This is a genomic window from Staphylococcus pragensis (assembly GCF_004785665.1).
Taxonomy (GTDB): domain Bacteria; phylum Bacillota; class Bacilli; order Staphylococcales; family Staphylococcaceae; genus Staphylococcus; species Staphylococcus pragensis.
Map to the genome: position 1 here is coordinate 1,022,232 of NZ_SRPJ01000001.1, position 17,764 is coordinate 1,039,995.

Sequence of the window (17,764 nt, forward strand, 5' to 3'; positions counted from 1 at the left end):
CATGACTTCCTTTCATTTTAAAATTTATAATTTTTGACGTAATGCTTCTGCTAACTTCTCAAACTCTTCCCAACTATAAACAGAAACGCCTGACGCATTCGGGTGGCCGCCCCCACCAAATTGATTAGCAACATCATTAATGATAATGCCTTTTGAGCGTATGCGACATCTTATTTGGTCTCCCTCATCAACAGCGAATACCCAAATTTTTAAGCCTTGAATATCAGCTACAGTATTTACAAATTGAGATGCTTCATTCGGCAATAATTGATATTCTTCTAATATTTCTTTAGTAATTCTCACTTGGCAAAATGCATGATCTTCACTCAATTCAAAGTTTTGGAAGATATAACCTTGGAAAGGCATCACTTTAGGATCTTTTTCCGACATTTTATTTAATTCTGCATTATGATCAAATGAGAATTTCAATAATTGACTCGCTACTTCCATCGTATGCGGTGTTGTATTATTAAACATAAATCTACCAGTATCGCCGACTATACCCAAATAAAGGACGCGTGCAACAGCATCATCGATAATATTGAAGTCATTAAAATGCGTAATAAAGTCAAAGATGATTTCACTTGTGGATGAAGCTTCAGTATTTACATAATTGATTTCACCGTATTGGTCAGTAGCTGGGTGATGGTCAATTTTAATTAACCCTTTACCATTACTGTATCTTTGGTCATCAATTCGTGGCGCATTCGCCGTATCGCATACAATTACTAATGCATCTTCATAAACCTCATCCGCAATTTCATCTAAACTACCGATAAATTCTAACGATACTTCTGGTTGTCCTACCGTATATATTGTTTTTTCAGGAAACTTGCGTTCTAAATATAATTTTAATCCAAGTTGTGAACCGTACGCATCAGGATCTGGTCGAACATGTCTGTGAATGATGACCGTATCCGCTTCTTCAATTTTTTGCATAATTTCATTAAATATTCCTACCATAAATGATTTCTCCTCAATTTTTATTTTTTGAAAATGCAGCTCCAAACAGACTGCATGACTTACTAATTAAATATCCTCAAACATTTGGCAAATAATCATTGCGTTCGCTACCCTTTCGTTACCACTCATCATTGTAACTTCTAACTTCGCAAAGTTTCTACCTACATCTAACATTTCATACGAAACATTTATGAATGTTTCAATAGGGACAGTTTTAATATATATGATATTCAAACTTTCAATCATTACATCTACTTTTTTAAACTTACGTAACTCGTGTTTAATTGTTTCTTCAATTATTGCTACAAATACAGATTTACTTAATGTACCGTATTGATTCGTTAATAATGGCGAAACTTCTACTGTAATATCATTTTGAGTGATAGTGATATGTTTAGCAATTTGATCATTAATTGTTTCACCAATCTGAGGTTGTCTACCAATTAATTGCATCGCTTTTAATACATCATCTCTAGTTATGACTCCGATTGCTTTTTTATTTCTCGTAGTTACTGGCAAAATTTCAATACCTTCCCATATCATCAGATGCGCACAACTTGCCACAGTTGTTGTTAATTCTACATTGATAGGTCGTTTAGTCATCACTTTACTAACTGTATCTTCAGCTTGCATGTGAATAACCTCTTTACTAGTAATAATGCCTACTAATTTCCAATTTCTATCTACAACTGGAAAACGAGAATGACCTGTCACTTTCGCACGTGCTTTATAATCCTCAATACCCATCTCATCAAATATAACTGTCATATCATTAATAGGTTTAACTATATCATTTACAACTAAGATTTCTTTACGTATCATTTGATTGTACATTGCTCTATTAATAATATTAGCCACTAAAAACGTATCATAATTCGAGGATAAAATTGGTAAATTATGACTATCGGCATAATCAATTATATTTTGAGAGGGTTTAAAACCTCCGGTAATGAGTATTCCGCTTCCTTTCTTTAGAGCTTCTAACTGTACATCAGATCGATTCCCTACAATCAACAAAGTCTGGTGACTGATGTATTTTACGACATCTTTAAGCTCCATTGCACCTATGGCAAATTTAGATACACTATTGCTTAAGCCATTTTTACCACCAATGACTTCCCCCTCGATAATTTTAAGGATTTCATTAAATGTTAAATTTTCAATTTCTTCACGGTTTTTCTTATCAATACGCACAGTTCCTACGCGATCAATCGTTGTTACCAATCCTAATTGACCTGCATCCTTTATCGCCCTATAAGCAGTACCTTCAGATACACTCAAGACTTTTGCTATTTTTCGAACTGAAATTTTTTGACCGATTTTTAAAGATTCAATATACGCTATTATTTGTTCATGTTTAGTCATTCAACTACCTCTTTAAACTGACAATGTCCTATATATTATAACTTTTTACTTAGAAAAAATCGATTTTTGGTAAAACACCTAGTAAATCTCCTTTTTCACACATTTTCCGGATAAAAAATAATAATATCAAAATAATTTAATGATTATCGTTATTTAATAATTATAAATATATTCGTTGGAAAAATAAATTTACATTATATATAATTATATTAAAGGAGGAATGTCCTATGTATAAACATATATTATTAGGCGTTGACACACATTTAAAAAATGAAAAAGCATTGAAAGAAGTATCAAAATTAGCTGGTGAAGATACAGTTGTTACTATCTTTAATGTAATTGGAGAACAAGATGCTCAAGCATCTATTAAAGGTGGCACACATTTAGAAGAACTCACTGAGAAACGCAGTGGAGAACTTGAAAAAACACGAAATATTTTAGAAGACTATGGCATTAATTTTGATCAAATCATCGTGCGAGGAAATCCTAAAGATGAACTTGTTAAACATGCTAATAGTGGTAAATACGAAATCGTTGTGCTAAGTAACCGTAAAGCTGAAACTCAAAAGAAATTTGTACTTGGTAGTGTCAGTCATAAAGTAGCTAAACGTGCGACTATTCCAGTATTAATTGTTAAATGACTTTATTCAATATTAGAAAACTCCTATTATAGAGTGACTTGAAACATATGTTATCCACTCATATAATAGGAGTTTTTCTATTTATCGTATATTGAGAATACGAAACATTCTTCTATTTATTTAAAACTCTACAGCTTCTCCAGGTTCTAAGATTTGAACTTCCCCTTCTGTTACTGCATCTTTAAATTCTTGAGGATTTTGCTCAATTAATGGGAACGTATTGTAATGAATTGGTACTGAAATTTTAGGTTTAATAAATTCATTAATTGCATAACTAGCATCATCAATACCCATTGTGAAGTTATCACCAATTGGTACGAAACATACGTCTACAGGATGGCGTTCTGCAATTAATTTCATATCACTGAATAAACCTGTATCGCCAGTGTGATAAATTGTTTTACCTTCAGTTTCAATAATCACACCCATAGGCATGCCTAGATAAACTGGAATGCCATCTTCATGTGTGAAACTTGAACTATGGAATGCTTGAACATATTTTACAGTACCGAAATCAAACTTGGCTTTTCCTCCAATATTCATGCCGTGAACATTCTCAACGCCATGATATGTTGATAAATAACCTTGTAATTCTGCCGAACCAATGACAGTCGCATGATTACGGTTAGCAAGTTCCACTACATCGCCAAAGTGATCAGCGTGACCATGCGTTAAGATGATGTAATCCACATCTAATCTTTGTTCATCTAAATCACAATTTTCATTACCAGATATAAACGGATCTACAATTACTTTTTTTCCGTTTCCTTCGAAATAAATAGTAGATTGACCATGAAATGAAAGTTTCATAATTGATAGCCTCCTAATAGCTTGTTAGTTGTAGTATACCCTAGCACATAAATTTTATAACACTTTTTAAAGAAAATGCGCGAGATAACGTGATCGTAGTAGTTCATTTTTCTAAAAAAGCCTAATAACAATCTCTTTAGAAATTATTCAATAATTTTGAAATTATTCTTTATTAGACGTAAAATTAAAATCAAAGCATTGAAGGAGGATACTTATTTTATGACAAAAATAGACGAAATTACACAAACATTACATAATGAAAATGCTGATGCAGCATGGATTACGACTCCACTTAACGTCTTTTACTTTACTGGTTATAGAAGTGAGCCTCACGAAAGATTATTAGCAGTATTAATTACTGCTTCTGGTGAGAAAACACTTTACTGTCCTAAAATGGAAGTTGAAGAAGCTAAAGCTTCACCTTTCGATGGTAAAATCATTGGCTACTTAGATACAGAAAATCCATTTGATATTGAACCTCATACTTTTAACAAATTATTAATTGAAAGTGAACATTTGACAGTAAAACGTCAACGTGAACTAACTGAGAATTTCAACGTCACTGAATATGGCGATATCGACCAAACTATTAAGAATTTAAGAAATATTAAAAATACTGATGAAATTAATAATATTAAGAAAGCAGCTGAGTTAGCTGATAAATGTATTGAAATTGGCGTTGATTTCTTAAAAGTAGGCGTGTCAGAACGAGAAGTCGTCAATCATATTGAAAATGAAATTAAAAAGTTCGGCGTAAGTGAAATGAGCTTTGATACGATGGTATTATTCGGGGATCACGCTGCTTCTCCTCATGGAACACCAGGCGATAGAACTTTAAACGATAATGAATATGTTCTATTTGATTTAGGCGTTATTTATAATCATTATTGTAGTGATATGACACGTACTGTCCAATTCGGAATACCTTCAGATAAAGCTCAAAAAATTTATAATATTGTTTTAGAAGCTGAAACAGAAGCAATTCGTGCAATTAAAGCTGGCGTATCATTAAATGAAATCGACAAAATTGCACGTGATATTATTACAAATGCAGGCTATGGCGAGTACTTCCCTCATCGTCTTGGTCATGGATTAGGACTTGAAGAGCATGAATATCAAGATGTATCAAGTACAAATACTAATCAGTTAGAAGCGGGCATGGTTATTACTATTGAACCAGGTATTTATGTACCAGGTGTGGCAGGCGTCCGAATTGAAGATGATATATTAGTAACTGAAGATGGCTATGAAATTTTAACTCACTATGAAAAATAATAAAAAAATCCAGTTGAGACGGTTAATTCCCTTCTCAACTGGATTTTTAATTTTAATATATCGATTAATCTTCTTTTAAAGCGTCTTCGATAGTAGTGTATTCTAAATCAAATGCTTCAGCTACACCTTTATGAGTAACATGACCTTTATAAGTGTTTAAACCTAAAGATAATGCATGGTTAGCTTTAAATGCTTCACGGTAACCTTTGTTTGCTAATAATTGAGCATATGGTAATGTAGCATTATTTAAAGCAATTGTAGACGTACGAGGTACTGCACCTGGCATATTAGCTACAGCATAATGAACTACCCCATGTTTAACATAAGTAGGATCATCATGAGTAGTAATCTTATCAGTAGTTTCAAAGATACCACCTTGGTCGATAGCGATATCAACGATTACTGAACCGTCTTTCATTTGTTTAATCATATCTTCAGTAACTAAGCTAGGCGCTTTAGCACCAGGAATAAGCACCGCACCGATAACTAAATCACTTTGTTTAACTTGTTCTTCGATATTTAATGGGTTAGACATAATAGTGTTTACACGGCCATCAAATAAATCTTCTAATTCTGCTAAACGTTTAGGATTAACGTCTAAGATAGTCACATCTGCACCTAAACCTAAAGCGATTTTAGCAGCGTTTGTACCAGCTTGACCGCCACCGATAATCGTTACTTTACCTTTTGGTACTCCAGGCACTCCGCCAAGTAAAATTCCCATTCCGCCATTAATTTTTTGTAAGAATTCAGAACCAACTTGAGCAGACATACGTCCCGCTACTTCACTCATTGGTGTTAATAATGGTAATGAACGGTCAGGTAATTGAACCGTTTCGTATGCAATACCTACTACTTTATTATCAACTAACGCTTGAGTTAATTTTTCTTCGTTAGCTAGGTGTAAGTATGTGAATAAGATTAATCCTTCTCTGAAGTATTTGTATTCATCTTCTAAAGGTTCTTTAACTTTGATTACCATTTCTACATCCCAAACTGCAGATTGATCAGATACAATTTCAGCACCTGCATTTTTGTAATCTGCATCTTCAAAGTATGAACCTAAACCTGCATCTTTTTCAACAAGTACTGTATGTCCTTGTTCAACTAATGCATGTACACCACTTGGTGATAAACCAACTCTGTTTTCGTTATTTTTTATCTCTTTTGGAATACCAATTTTCATTCCATCCACCTCCAACACCATCGTAACGCTAAACCGATGAAAGCGCAATCAGAAAAAGTACACATTATTGTTAAAATATAAATATTAAATATTCTGAAATTTGTGGTAAAATATAAGTAAGAAAAGCTAAGGGGGTTATTAAGATGTTAACTTATAAAAACATTTTAATCGCAGTTGATGGTTCACATGAAGCAGAGTGGGCTTTCAACAAAGCCGTAGACGTAGCTAAACGTAACGACGCCAAATTAACTATTGTAAACATTATCGATTCAAGAACATATTCTTCATATGAAGTTTATGATGCTCAATTTACTGAGAAATCTCGTGATTTCTCTGAAGAATTATTAAAAGGTTATCAAGAAGTCGCAACACGTGCCGGAGTAACTAATGTAGAAACACGCTTAGAATTTGGTTCTCCTAAAGCCATTATCCCTAAAAAATTAGCAAGTGAACTTAAAGTAGATTTAATTATGTGTGGTACTTCAGGCTTAAATGCAGTAGAGCGATTTATCGTAGGTTCTGTATCTGAAGCAATCGTACGTCACTCACCTTGTGATGTATTAGTCGTACGTACTGAAGAAATTCCAGAAGATTTCCATCCAGAAGTAGCTACACCAGAATTTAGACAACAATATTCTTAAAGCTAAAAACCATTACTATTAAATTTAAGGGTGCCTCATTTTAAAGAGGCACCCTTTTCTGGTTCAACAAAAAAAGCCATGGCCATATCTTAAAAAGACATAACCATGGCTTAAATTTATAAATTATAATTCACCGAATTTTACAGTGTCTCTTGCAATCATAACTTCTTCGTTAGTTGGAATTACAATTACTTTTACAGGTGAATGTGGGTAGTTAATGAAAGCTTCTTCGCCGCGAATCGCTTCATTTTTCTTAGGATCCCAATAAACACCCATGAATTCTAAACCTTCTAATACTTTAGCACGTACTGTTGATGAGTTTTCACCTACACCAGCAGTGAAGACAATAACGTCTACGCCATGCATTCTTGTAGCATAAGAACCAATATATTTGTGAATTCTTGAAGCAAATACGTCTAATGCTAATTGAGCACGTTCTTTACCTTCTTCAGCATCACTTTCAAGGTCACGTAAGTCACTTGAAGTACCTGAGATACCAAGTAAACCAGACTCTTTATTTAATACATTAAGTACTTCGTCTGCAGTTTGATCAGTTTTTTGCATAATGAATGGAATTAACGCTGGGTCAATGTTACCAGAACGAGTACCCATTGTTACACCGGCTAATGGAGTGAATCCCATAGAAGTATCGATTGATTCTCCACCATCGATAGCTGCGATTGATGCACCATTACCGATATGACAAGAAATGATACGTAATTCTTCGATTGGTTTATCTAAGATTGCAGCTGCACGTTGAGATACATATTTATGGCTTGTACCGTGGAAACCATATTTACGGATACCATAATCTTTATAATATTGATAAGGTAAGCTGTATAAATATGATTGCTCAGGCATAGTTTGATGGAATGATGTATCAAATACTGCTACATGAGGAATATTTGGTAATAATTTTTTGAATGCACGGATACCCATTAAGTTAGCAGGGTTGTGTAAAGGTGCTAATTCACTTAATGATTCAATTTTTTGTTCCACTTCGTCAGTTACTAAAGCTGATTCAGGGAATAATTCACCACCGTGAACAACGCGGTGACCAGTACCAGCGATGTCATTAATGTCATCAATGATACCGTGTTTTTTGAAGCTATCTAACATAATGTTAATTGCTTCTTCATGATCTTTAATATCACGAACTTCTTTAACTTTTTCACCATTGACTTCAACAGTAAAAATTGAATCTTTAATACCAATACGTTCGATTAATCCTTTAGTAACTAATTCTTCTTCAGGCATTCTAATAAGTTGGAATTTTAAAGAAGAACTACCAGCATTAATCGCTAAAACTAATTTAGACATAAATTATTGTCCTCCAATTTATTAATTAAATATCCATATTTATTTAACCATTAATACAGTTATAATTCAAGAATATGACAGTTTATTTTTTAGGATGATTTTCTTCCATCCATTGATTCAATTCGCTAATAAATCCTTGAAATTGATTTGGATTTTTGAAATCAGGAATGTTTGCAAGTAAGACTTCTACTGGCTTAGTCTCATTTGCTTTTTTCTTTTGTAAAATTAAGATAGATTTACGCGCTTTCTCATTTTTAAATAACGTCTTAGGTAAATTAAGAAACGCTTGCATTTCTGTCTCTGTAGCAATGAAATTTTCTAACTGTTTTACATTTTCATCTTCAAAAATATTGCTAGGCACAACTAAAAAAGCATATCCAGTCGCTCTTAAAGCTGTAATAGCTTGCTCAATTAATAAATAATGAGAATAACTATGACCTTCTTTAAAACCTAATTTCATTTCTTTACTACGTTCATCTACTGGATAATAACCAATTGGGAAATCTCCAATTACGACATCTGCTTCCTCTAATGGTAATGGCATAATTGCATCTTGAGGATAAACATCAAACGGTATTTCTAAGAAGTTAGCTAAATGCACACTTACTCTAGATAAGACTGGATCCACTTCGATTAAATGATGCATGACTGTAGTATCTTTCAATACTTCATTAACTGAAGCACTTAAATGTCCTGCCCCACTTGCAATATCAACCACGTGCAATTCATCACTATCTTTTGTAAATTTTTGAACTAAAAAACCTAAGATTAAACCTATTGAATCTGGTGTAATTTGATGATTCGCTTGAATCGTTTCTTCTTGTAATAAACTTAAATAAGCAAATTGGAATGCTTTACGTCTGTCCTGTAAAGTTGCTTGTTCAAGCAACTCTCTTTGATTTTGATACACATCTTCCATTGCTAAACCTAAGTTTTCAATAAAGCTTTGACCATTTTCTTCGTTTAAAGCTTTAGCCTTCTCATCAAGCGTACGGAATAACGTTTCCATAATTGTTTGTTCTTCAGTCATATAAACTTCCTTTCCAATAAAAAAGCGTCCATACTTTTTATTTCTTTAAAATGTAACCACTGTTTCTACATTCTTGTTTTTGAAATAAATATGGACACCTGTGTTTATGTCTTTTCAATCATTTATTTATATAATCATTAAATATTACGGTAAGCTTCTAAAGCCGCTTCGAAGTTAGGATAATCCGTACCTTCACTTACTAATTCTTTATAAACAACTTTATTATCTTTATCTAGAACAAAGACTGAACGTGCTAATAATCTTAATTCTTCCATTACTACACCATAATTTTTACCGAAAGATAAATCTTTATGGTCGCTTAATGTAATGACATTGTCTAAACCGTTTGACGCACACCATCTTTTTTGAGCAAATGGTAAGTCAGCTGAAATTGTTAAGACAACACCATCTTCTTGAGATGCTTCTTCATTAAATTTACGAGTTTGTTGATCACATACACCTGTATCAATTGAAGGTACTACACTAATTAATTTCTTTTGTCCTTCAAATTGACTTAAATCAACTTCATTTAGATTATTATCTAATACTTTAAAGTCTGGAGCCTGTTGTCCTTCTGAAACTTCTGTTCCTAATAAATGAATAGGGTTATTTTTAAAAGTAATTTGTGCCATGTTGTTACGACCTCCAAAGTTGGTTAATAAATTATATCTATAATAATACGATAGTAGTAAATCTTAAATCAATTAATTGATACTGTCGTAACAAATTCAATATAACTATTTTCCTAGTAATTGAACAATATAATCGTAAGTATTTTTTAAAATTAATAATGCAGTGACTGTAATGAACAATATTTTAACATAGCCCACACCTTTGTTAATAGCTAATTGCGCCCCTATATATGATCCAACAATCATACTAACTCCCATGATTAAACCGTATACGAAATTGACTTGTCCTAAAATAATGAAAAGAATTAATGCCCCTATATTAGAAGCAAAGTTAAGTACTTTTGCATTCCCAGCAGCACTTAAAAAATCAAATCCAAACATTAATAATACAAATAGCATGAAAGAACCCGTTCCGCCCCCTAAAAAACCATCGTAAAATCCTATTAACAATAGCAACCCTACAAAAATAATAGCTTTACCAATCGTTAGTTTAGAAAAAGTACGAACGTCTCCCCAATCTTTTTTTAATATCGTATAAATTAGGACGAGTGTTAATATAACGATAACAAGTGGTTTTAAAACTTGAGCTGGTAAAAACGTTGCCAGACTTGCACCACCTGCTGAAAATATAAATATAAATGGAAAAAGCTTTAGTACGATTGACAAATCCACTTTTCCTGAGCGAATAAATTTAATCGCACTGGTTAATGAACCAAATGAACTCGCTAACTTATTAGTTCCCAATGCTATAGAAGGTGGCATGCCTATAGCTAGCAATGCAGGAATAGATATTAACCCGCCACCCCCTACTACAGCATCAATAAATGCTGCTAAGAAACCAAAAGCAATAATGATAATAATGATATTTAAACTGATATCCATGATGCCATCCCCTAAAATTAGTTTCTATTTAAACCAATTTTAAAATAATTCATCTATTAATGCATCAGTATCTTTGTCTTTTTCACTCTTATAATCTTTATTAATTGTAATTGTTTCAACATTGTCCGCAGCACGTTGAACCATTTCATCAAAATTATAAACACTTTCATACTTAATTACTTTATCGAAATCTGGTTCGGTAACTGGGTTTTTAGGTGTGAAAATAGTACAACAATCTTCATATGGTTGAATTGAAACATCGAACGTTCCGATTTCACGAGCTTTCTTGACGATATCTTCTTTATCAAGAGAAACAAGCGGACGTAAAATTGGCGTCGAAGTCACGTTATTGATAGCGTACATACTTTTTAATGTTTGACTCGCTACTTGTCCTAAATTCTCCCCATTGACAATCGCATGCGCTCCAATACGTTCTAATACAATATCAGCCACTCTAAGCATCATGCGTCGTGTTGATGTCATCGTATATCTTGGGTGTACCACTTTATTAATTTGTTTTTGAAGTTCAGTAAACGGTACAATGTGTAATTTAATAGGGCCGACGCGTTCAGACAAGATACGTGTTAATTCAATAACTTTATCTTTAGCTTTTTCACTAGTGAATGGTGGACTATGGAAATGAATAGCTTCTATTCGAACACCACGTTTCATAATTTCCATACCTGCTACTGGGGAATCGATACCACCTGAAAGCATTAATAATGTTTTTCCACCACTACCAACTGGTAAGCCCCCAGCGCCTTCATATACTTCTGTAAAAATATAAACACCGTCCATGCGCACTTCTACTCTAACGTTATGATCGGGTTTTTTAACATCTACAGTAATATCTTCCGTTGCTTTTAATATTGTACCGCCTAATTCTCTTTGTAGTTCATACGTATCTAGTGGGAACGTCTTATCCACACGTTTAACATCAATTTTAAATGTATCTCCACTATTAAAATTTTGGGCAAGTTTCACACATAAGTTTTTCATTTCATCTAAATCTTGAGTCGTTTTATGCACTGGACTTACGGATTTAATTCCGAAAATTTTAGTTACACGAGAAATGACTTCTTGAACATCGGCTTCTTCCGTTAGTGAAATATACATTCTGTCTCGTTTTCCATGTACATGCGTACCTTCAAGTGGTTGTATTGAACGAATTACATTATCTTTTAATGCATTGACGAATTTTTTACGATTAGTTCCTTTTAACGTTAATTCGCCATACCTTACTAATAAATGATCAAATTTCATTTATTTAAGCAACTCCTTTATTTCAATATATATTGATTTAAACTTTTCTTTAAATTGATTAATATCTTCCTGCGTCGTTGTATCTCCAAGTGATAATCGTATACTGCCTTCTATTTTTTCTTCACGAATGTTCATGGCTAATAATACTTCATTTAATTTACCTCGTTTTGATGAACAAGCACTTGTCGTCGAAACCATGATATCTAGTTTCGAAAAGGCATTGACAAGTACTTCTCCTTTCACACCCGGAAAGGCAATGTTTAAAATTTGCGGTGCACCATTTTCAGGTGAATTAATATAGACACCCTGATAATCTTTAAAATATGAACGTAATTCTTCATTATATGACGCTAACTTATTATGGCGTTCGTCTAAATTATTTACAGCTATGTCAATTGCTTTCACTAATGAAACATCCATTGCTAGATTAACTGTACCACTACGCACACCATATTCTTGACCTCCGCCATGAACGATTGGCTCAAGTTTTTCTTTATTATCTATTAATAACAATCCTTGTCCTTTAAGACCATTAAATTTATGACCACTAAAACTTACACTATTCACACCTGAAAGCGTCATCGGAACTTTTCCTAAAGCTTGAACAGCATCTACATGTAAGTGCGCTTTCGGATACTGCTTTAATAATTCTACTATTTGGTCAATGGGTTGAATTTGTCCCATAATGTTATTCACGTACATACAAGTAACGAGTCCTACTTTATCATTCATTAGAGAAGATAAATGCTCCATATCAATTTGACCATTCTCTTTGATATTGACGTATTTTAAAACAAAGCCTTGTGTTTCCAAATAACGCATTACTTCTAACACAGAAGGATGTTCTAAGACAGAGGTAATAATTTCATTCGCAAATTGCTTTTTACGTAATGCCACGCCTTTTAAAGCGATATTGTTAGATTCTGTTGCCCCACTTGTAAATATGACATCAAATTGTTGTTTACCAAATAAAAGTTGATTAATACGCTCTTTAGCTTGGTTTAATACTTTTTCAGCTTGTAAGCCCATTTTATGTGGACTATTTGGATTATAATAAACAGATTCATTAACTTTAACAAACGAATCTAATACTGCTTTATGAGGTTTAGTAGTTGCGGCATTGTCCAAATAAATCATTTGCAACACTCACTTTCAAATCAAATATACTATTTAAAAAACGGGATTTAGTATACTCATAACTCCCCTTTTATAATTTTTTAAAATAGACACTAAAGCATTATACTATTTTTTAACAAAAATTAAAGGCATGTATCCTATTTTTAAGGGATACATGCCTATTATATGTGCTAATCTTTATTCTTTTGTAATTTCGTCTTCAATATATTTCGTAATACCAGGTTCAACACTTTCTAGTGCTTGTTCTGAGATTTCAATTGAGCGTTTGTAACGATTATTTTTAAATAAACGTTCCGCTTCATTTAAGCTTTTATCTACATTATTGTGATCTTTACGGTAACGGTTACCATATTGAATTAAACGTTCAGCATAAACTGCATTTACTAAAACATCATTTGCTTCATCTTCAAATGTGTTCATTTGAATCACAATTTTAGATACTCTATCTTTTAATTGCTTAACATTAATTGGACGCTCACTAAATTGTTCATTTACATCTCGGACTTCATGATCAATTTCATTCTTCATAATCACGAAACGTTCTGGCACACTAGTTAAATTAGAAGCAAGCAATCTACGATAAACTTCTTCTTTTTTAGATTGAATTCTTAAAAGATGATCTTCTGCATCAGCTTCATCTTCTCTCATTTGAATAAGATGATTTTGTAATTTTTCTTGTTTTTCATTAATGACTTTTACATGGTCATCTAGATATTCTAAATTGTCTTTAACTTCACTATATCTTACAGCCGATTTAGACATTTCTTTAAGAATATCGTCATATACAGTCACTAAATTTTGAATTTCATTCTCATGTTGACGAATACTATGAACGTCACTTTCATTAATAAAGTAATTCTCACGAATATAATCAATTTCAGTACGTAACGTATAGTTCATTTCTCTAGCTTTAAATAATTCATTAGTGATGTCTTCTTTAGTTTCTTCTACTTCATTTTTTGCTTTAACTTCATGTTCGATTAAATCATACATTTCATCAAGTTTATCATTGATTTGTTGAAGTTTATTATTCGCTTCATCTAATTCTAAGCGACTAATCATTGGTTCAACGAAATTCAATTCTGTTTTCAAACTTTGTAATGTACCATCAATTTTAACATGATCTAAATCGTAGCCATTTACTTTTAAATCTCTACAACCGTATTTTAAATCTTGGAATTGACCTGGTAATTCTTTTTGAGCTTCTCTAATTAACTCAGGAATTTCAGCCATATATTCTTTTGTTTCATTCATTGATTCATTTAATCCCATAATATGATTATGCGCTTGAACGTAATTACCTTCACTTTTAAGCATGTCATATTGTTCTAATTCAGGCTCAAATGATTCAATTTGTTTTTCAAGGGGTGCTGCTGCCTCCCCAAATTGATGTCTATTCGCTAATACATCACGTTTCATTTCACGATAATCCGTTTTACATTTGTTATAAACTTCTTCATTTTCTTTATGTAAAGCTAGGATTTCGTTTACTTCATCTACTTGAGCTTGATAACCCGCTTCGTATCTGTCCATTAATTCATGCGCATCATCAATATCTGTTTGCGCTCCTGAAAATTGGAATTTATCAAGTTGAAGTTCAGCATCGTGAATCTTTTCTTCAACTGGTGCTAAATAATTGTTTGTATGATCTAAGGTGTCTTGTTTTAAAGCATCATATTTAGTTCTAGTTTCACCTTTTAAGTTTAATTCAGAAAGTTTCTCTAAATTTTTTTCAAAAGGTAGTTGTTGGATTTTTAATTTACGTTCTTCAGCTTCTTCAACAATTTTTCTCTTGCTAGAACGCATGTAGAACATAATACCAACAGCAATCAATATGATGATTAATATTGCTAATATAATGATTACAGCCATCTCATTCTCCTCCTATGTTAACATCATTATAACGTAACTTTCCCTTTCATTAAAATAAAAATTAAATGAATTGATAGATTATTTTTTCACTTTATACTTATTTGTAAAATAATTGAATGAGGTATTCTTATGACAGTTATCAAAGAAACAAATTATAGCCTGTTAGAAAAGCAACTTGCTAGTCTAATTGAAGATGAATCAAATTTAATAGCCATCTTAAGTAATACATCTGCTTTACTTAATGATACGTTAGATCAAGTAAACTGGGTAGGTTTCTATTTAATAGAAAATAATGAACTTATCTTAGGACCTTTCCAAGGCCATCCAGCTTGTGTTCATATCGCAATTGGTAAAGGCGTATGTGGCACAGCTGTATCAGAAGATAAAACACAATTAGTTGCAGACGTTCACGCGTTTCCTGGTCATATTGCTTGCGATGCTAATAGTAATTCTGAAATTGTAGTTCCTATCCATAAAAATGGAGAAATTATTGGTGTATTAGATATTGATGCTCCTATAAAAAATCGTTTCACAAAAGAAGACCAACAAGGTTTAGAAGCGATTGTATCTATTTTAGAAAATCAATTATCAAAATAACGATAAATGTATTGACACATATAAAAATACTGGTACAATGGAATTTGTGTGAATTAACGAAAATAGCAGTTGTATATTATTGAGCGCTATGTTGTTCCCGAAGCGGACGTGTCATGTAACTGGAGCTATAAGGTGAAGACACATAAAACAACATATCTTGATGAGCATACAACACTCTTTTTTGTTTTTTCATAACAACAAAAAAGAAAAAGGAGGAGTCTTATTATGGCTCGATTCAGAGGTTCAAACTGGAAAAAATCTCGTCGTTTAGGTATCTCTTTAAGTGGTACTGGTAAAGAATTAGAAAAACGTCCTTACGCACCAGGACAACATGGTCCAAACCAACGTAAAAAATTATCAGAGTATGGTTTACAATTACGTGAAAAACAAAAATTACGTTACTTATATGGAATGACTGAAAGACAATTCCGTAACACATTCGACATCGCTGGTAAACAACACGGTGTACACGGTGAAAACTTCATGATCTTATTAGCTAGTCGTTTAGATGCAGTTGTTTATGCATTAGGTTTAGCTCGTACTCGCCGTCAAGCTCGTCAATTAGTTGGTCACGGTCACGTTGAAGTTGATGGTCGTCGCGTTGACATCCCATCATACTCATTAAAACCTGGTCAAGTTATCACTGTACGTGAAAAATCTCAAAACTTAGACATCATCAAAGAATCAGTTGAAATTAATAATTTCGTACCTGAATACTTAGACTTCGATGCAGACAGCTTAAAAGGTACTTTCGTACGTTTACCTGAACGTAGCGAATTACCAGCTGAAATCAACGAACAATTAATCGTTGAGTACTACTCAAGATAAGTTGCGTAGTATTAAACCACCCTTTCCTTTTGGATTGGGTGGTTTTTTATATCTTCATAATTTAAATAATTCATCTGGAATATCAGAAATAATACCGTCTACCCCTAAGTTAATCAATTTTTTAACATCCTTCGCTTTATTAACTGTATAAGGAATAACGTTTAAACCATTCTCATGTGCGTGAGTCATAAATTTTTTATTTACCAACTTATAATTAGGATTCACAAACGTCGCATATTCAGCAATCTCTTCAAAGTTAGGTAATTTATACCAATATTTCTTTTTACTAACCAATACTCCTAATTGATAACTACTCTGTAATGTAGAAAGACGTTTAACGCTCCCAGCATCAAATGATTGAAGAATCGCTTTATGTGATGGCACTTGATGTGCTTTTAATCGCTGTAGAACTGCTTCCTCAATGCCAGGATATTGACTTGGCACCTTTAACTCTATTAATAATTTTTTGGAGTAATGATTAAATACTTCTAACACTTCATCAAACGTAGATATTTTTGTATTTGAAAAGGCTTTGCTATGTTTAACACCAAAGTCAAAGTTTCTAAGTTCTTCAAGCGTATAGTCCATTACTTTCCCTTTTCCATTAGACGTACGATCAATCGTATCATCATGAATCACTACTAATTCTTTATCTTTAGTAAAATGCACATCTATTTCTAACATGTCAATGTGTTGCATTAATGCCGCTTTAAATCCTTCAATGGTATTTTCAGGATAGCGATGAGACAATCCACGATGCGCTACAATTTGAAACGCAGCATTGGTTTTAATTATTTTCATATAAAGACACCTTTCTTTCATCTTGCACCTCTTTCAACTAAACTTAAGTTAACACACAATTTACGGAGGTCAAACTGATATGGTGAAACATGATTTCGAAGTTCAAACTAAATGGCGAGGTGGTCGCGAAGAAGTAGGTTCAGTGAATGGCGATGTCATTTCTGAACACATTTCAATTCCTGCTCCTTTAGGTGGTAATGGCACTGGTACAAATCCAGATGAATTATTAGTAGCTGCCGCTTCTTCTTGCTATATTATCTCCCTAGCCGCTACGCTTGAAAGAGCTAAATTTACAAATATAGATTTAACGATTAAGACCATTGGTACTGCTCTTTTTGAAAATGGAAAATTCAAAATGGATAAGATTACTCACTATCCTTCTATTACTGTTTCAAGTGATGAAAAATCAACTTTAGAAAAACGTTTACCTAAATTATTAACAATTGCGGATAATAACTGTATGATTTCAAATTCTATTCGCAATAATGTAACTATCGATATTCAACCTACTATTGAATAAA

General features: G+C 32.8%; 18 protein-coding genes. 6 read left to right on the forward strand and 12 right to left on the reverse strand.

The genetic code is table 11. The annotated features are described in order from the left end of the window. Positions 1–24: 24 nt before the first annotated feature. Together E2558_RS05035 and E2558_RS05040 are read right to left on the reverse strand one after the other, a co-directional pair. Positions 25–963, reverse strand: coding sequence for a DHH family phosphoesterase (locus tag E2558_RS05035; protein WP_126567091.1), 939 nt, complete (start codon positions 961–963; stop codon positions 25–27). Between the two features lie 66 nt (positions 964–1,029). After that, on the reverse strand, positions 1,030–2,328 hold the full coding sequence (locus E2558_RS05040) for a DRTGG domain-containing protein (RefSeq protein WP_126567092.1): 1,299 nt from the start codon (positions 2,326–2,328) through the stop codon (positions 1,030–1,032). Between the two features lie 227 nt (positions 2,329–2,555). Here E2558_RS05040 and E2558_RS05045 point away from each other — a divergent pair, with 227 nt between their 5' ends. Then, on the forward strand, positions 2,556–2,969 hold the full coding sequence (locus tag E2558_RS05045; protein ID WP_126567093.1) for a universal stress protein: 414 nt from the start codon (positions 2,556–2,558) through the stop codon (positions 2,967–2,969). 120 nt (positions 2,970–3,089) lie between these two features. Here the strand turns inward: E2558_RS05045 and E2558_RS05050 are convergent, their stop codons facing one another. Beyond that, the gene (locus E2558_RS05050; RefSeq protein WP_126567094.1) at positions 3,090–3,779 is read right to left on the reverse strand and encodes a metal-dependent hydrolase; all 690 of its coding nucleotides are present in this window, start codon (positions 3,777–3,779) and stop codon (positions 3,090–3,092) included. A 219-nt stretch (positions 3,780–3,998) separates the two neighbouring features. Here E2558_RS05050 and E2558_RS05055 point away from each other — a divergent pair, with 219 nt between their 5' ends. Then, positions 3,999–5,054, forward strand: coding sequence for a M24 family metallopeptidase (locus tag E2558_RS05055; protein ID WP_126567095.1), 1,056 nt, complete (start codon positions 3,999–4,001; stop codon positions 5,052–5,054). Positions 5,055–5,118: 64 nt separating this feature from the next. Here E2558_RS05055 and ald read toward each other — a convergent pair whose 3' ends face one another. Next, positions 5,119–6,240 carry an alanine dehydrogenase gene (ald, locus tag E2558_RS05060; protein WP_103328137.1) on the reverse strand — a complete coding sequence of 374 codons (1,122 nt, stop codon included), beginning with the start codon at positions 6,238–6,240 and terminating at the stop codon, positions 5,119–5,121. A gap of 143 nt (positions 6,241–6,383) precedes the next feature. On the opposite strand from ald, the gene E2558_RS05065 reads away from it, so the two are divergent. Next, positions 6,384–6,881 (forward strand): universal stress protein, encoded by a 498-nt coding sequence (locus E2558_RS05065; protein WP_126567096.1) that lies wholly within the window; start codon positions 6,384–6,386, stop codon positions 6,879–6,881. Positions 6,882–7,004: 123 nt separating this feature from the next. On the opposite strand, the gene E2558_RS05070 is transcribed toward E2558_RS05065, so the two are convergent. From E2558_RS05070 to ezrA, 7 genes are all read right to left on the reverse strand, one after another. After that, complete coding sequence (locus E2558_RS05070; protein WP_126567097.1) at positions 7,005–8,201, reverse strand: acetate kinase; 1,197 nt, start codon at positions 8,199–8,201, stop codon at positions 7,005–7,007. 82 nt (positions 8,202–8,283) lie between these two features. Next, positions 8,284–9,231, reverse strand: a complete 948-nt coding sequence (locus tag E2558_RS05075) for a class I SAM-dependent methyltransferase (protein WP_126567098.1) — start codon at positions 9,229–9,231, stop codon at positions 8,284–8,286. Positions 9,232–9,368: 137 nt separating this feature from the next. Further along, on the reverse strand, positions 9,369–9,863 hold the full coding sequence (tpx, locus tag E2558_RS05080; RefSeq protein ID WP_126567099.1) for a thiol peroxidase: 495 nt from the start codon (positions 9,861–9,863) through the stop codon (positions 9,369–9,371). Positions 9,864–9,968: 105 nt separating this feature from the next. Further along, entirely contained in the window at positions 9,969–10,745 is a 777-nt protein-coding gene (locus E2558_RS05085) for a TSUP family transporter (protein WP_126567100.1), read from the reverse strand. 39 nt (positions 10,746–10,784) lie between these two features. Further along, the gene (gene thiI, locus E2558_RS05090) at positions 10,785–12,008 is read right to left on the reverse strand and encodes a tRNA uracil 4-sulfurtransferase ThiI (RefSeq protein ID WP_126567101.1); all 1,224 of its coding nucleotides are present in this window, start codon (positions 12,006–12,008) and stop codon (positions 10,785–10,787) included. After that, positions 12,009–13,145, reverse strand: a complete 1,137-nt coding sequence (locus E2558_RS05095; protein WP_126567102.1) for a cysteine desulfurase family protein — start codon at positions 13,143–13,145, stop codon at positions 12,009–12,011. It abuts the gene before it with no gap. Positions 13,146–13,322: 177 nt separating this feature from the next. Then, positions 13,323–15,017, reverse strand: coding sequence for a septation ring formation regulator EzrA (gene ezrA, locus E2558_RS05100; RefSeq protein WP_126567103.1), 1,695 nt, complete (start codon positions 15,015–15,017; stop codon positions 13,323–13,325). A 129-nt stretch (positions 15,018–15,146) separates the two neighbouring features. Here ezrA and E2558_RS05105 point away from each other — a divergent pair, with 129 nt between their 5' ends. Together E2558_RS05105 and rpsD are read left to right on the forward strand one after the other, a co-directional pair. Then, positions 15,147–15,614, forward strand: coding sequence for a GAF domain-containing protein (locus E2558_RS05105; RefSeq protein ID WP_126567104.1), 468 nt, complete (start codon positions 15,147–15,149; stop codon positions 15,612–15,614). A gap of 225 nt (positions 15,615–15,839) precedes the next feature. Further along, a complete protein-coding gene (gene rpsD, locus E2558_RS05110) occupies positions 15,840–16,442 on the forward strand; it encodes a 30S ribosomal protein S4 (protein ID WP_126567105.1) in 603 nt (200 codons plus the stop codon). Between the two features lie 54 nt (positions 16,443–16,496). On the opposite strand, the gene E2558_RS05115 is transcribed toward rpsD, so the two are convergent. Continuing rightward, positions 16,497–17,243 carry a glycerophosphodiester phosphodiesterase gene (locus E2558_RS05115; RefSeq protein WP_126567106.1) on the reverse strand — a complete coding sequence of 249 codons (747 nt, stop codon included), beginning with the start codon at positions 17,241–17,243 and terminating at the stop codon, positions 16,497–16,499. A gap of 79 nt (positions 17,244–17,322) precedes the next feature. Here E2558_RS05115 and E2558_RS05120 point away from each other — a divergent pair, with 79 nt between their 5' ends. Continuing rightward, positions 17,323–17,763 carry an OsmC family protein gene (locus E2558_RS05120; RefSeq protein WP_126567107.1) on the forward strand — a complete coding sequence of 147 codons (441 nt, stop codon included), beginning with the start codon at positions 17,323–17,325 and terminating at the stop codon, positions 17,761–17,763. The last annotated feature ends 1 nt before the right edge of the window (position 17,764 follow it).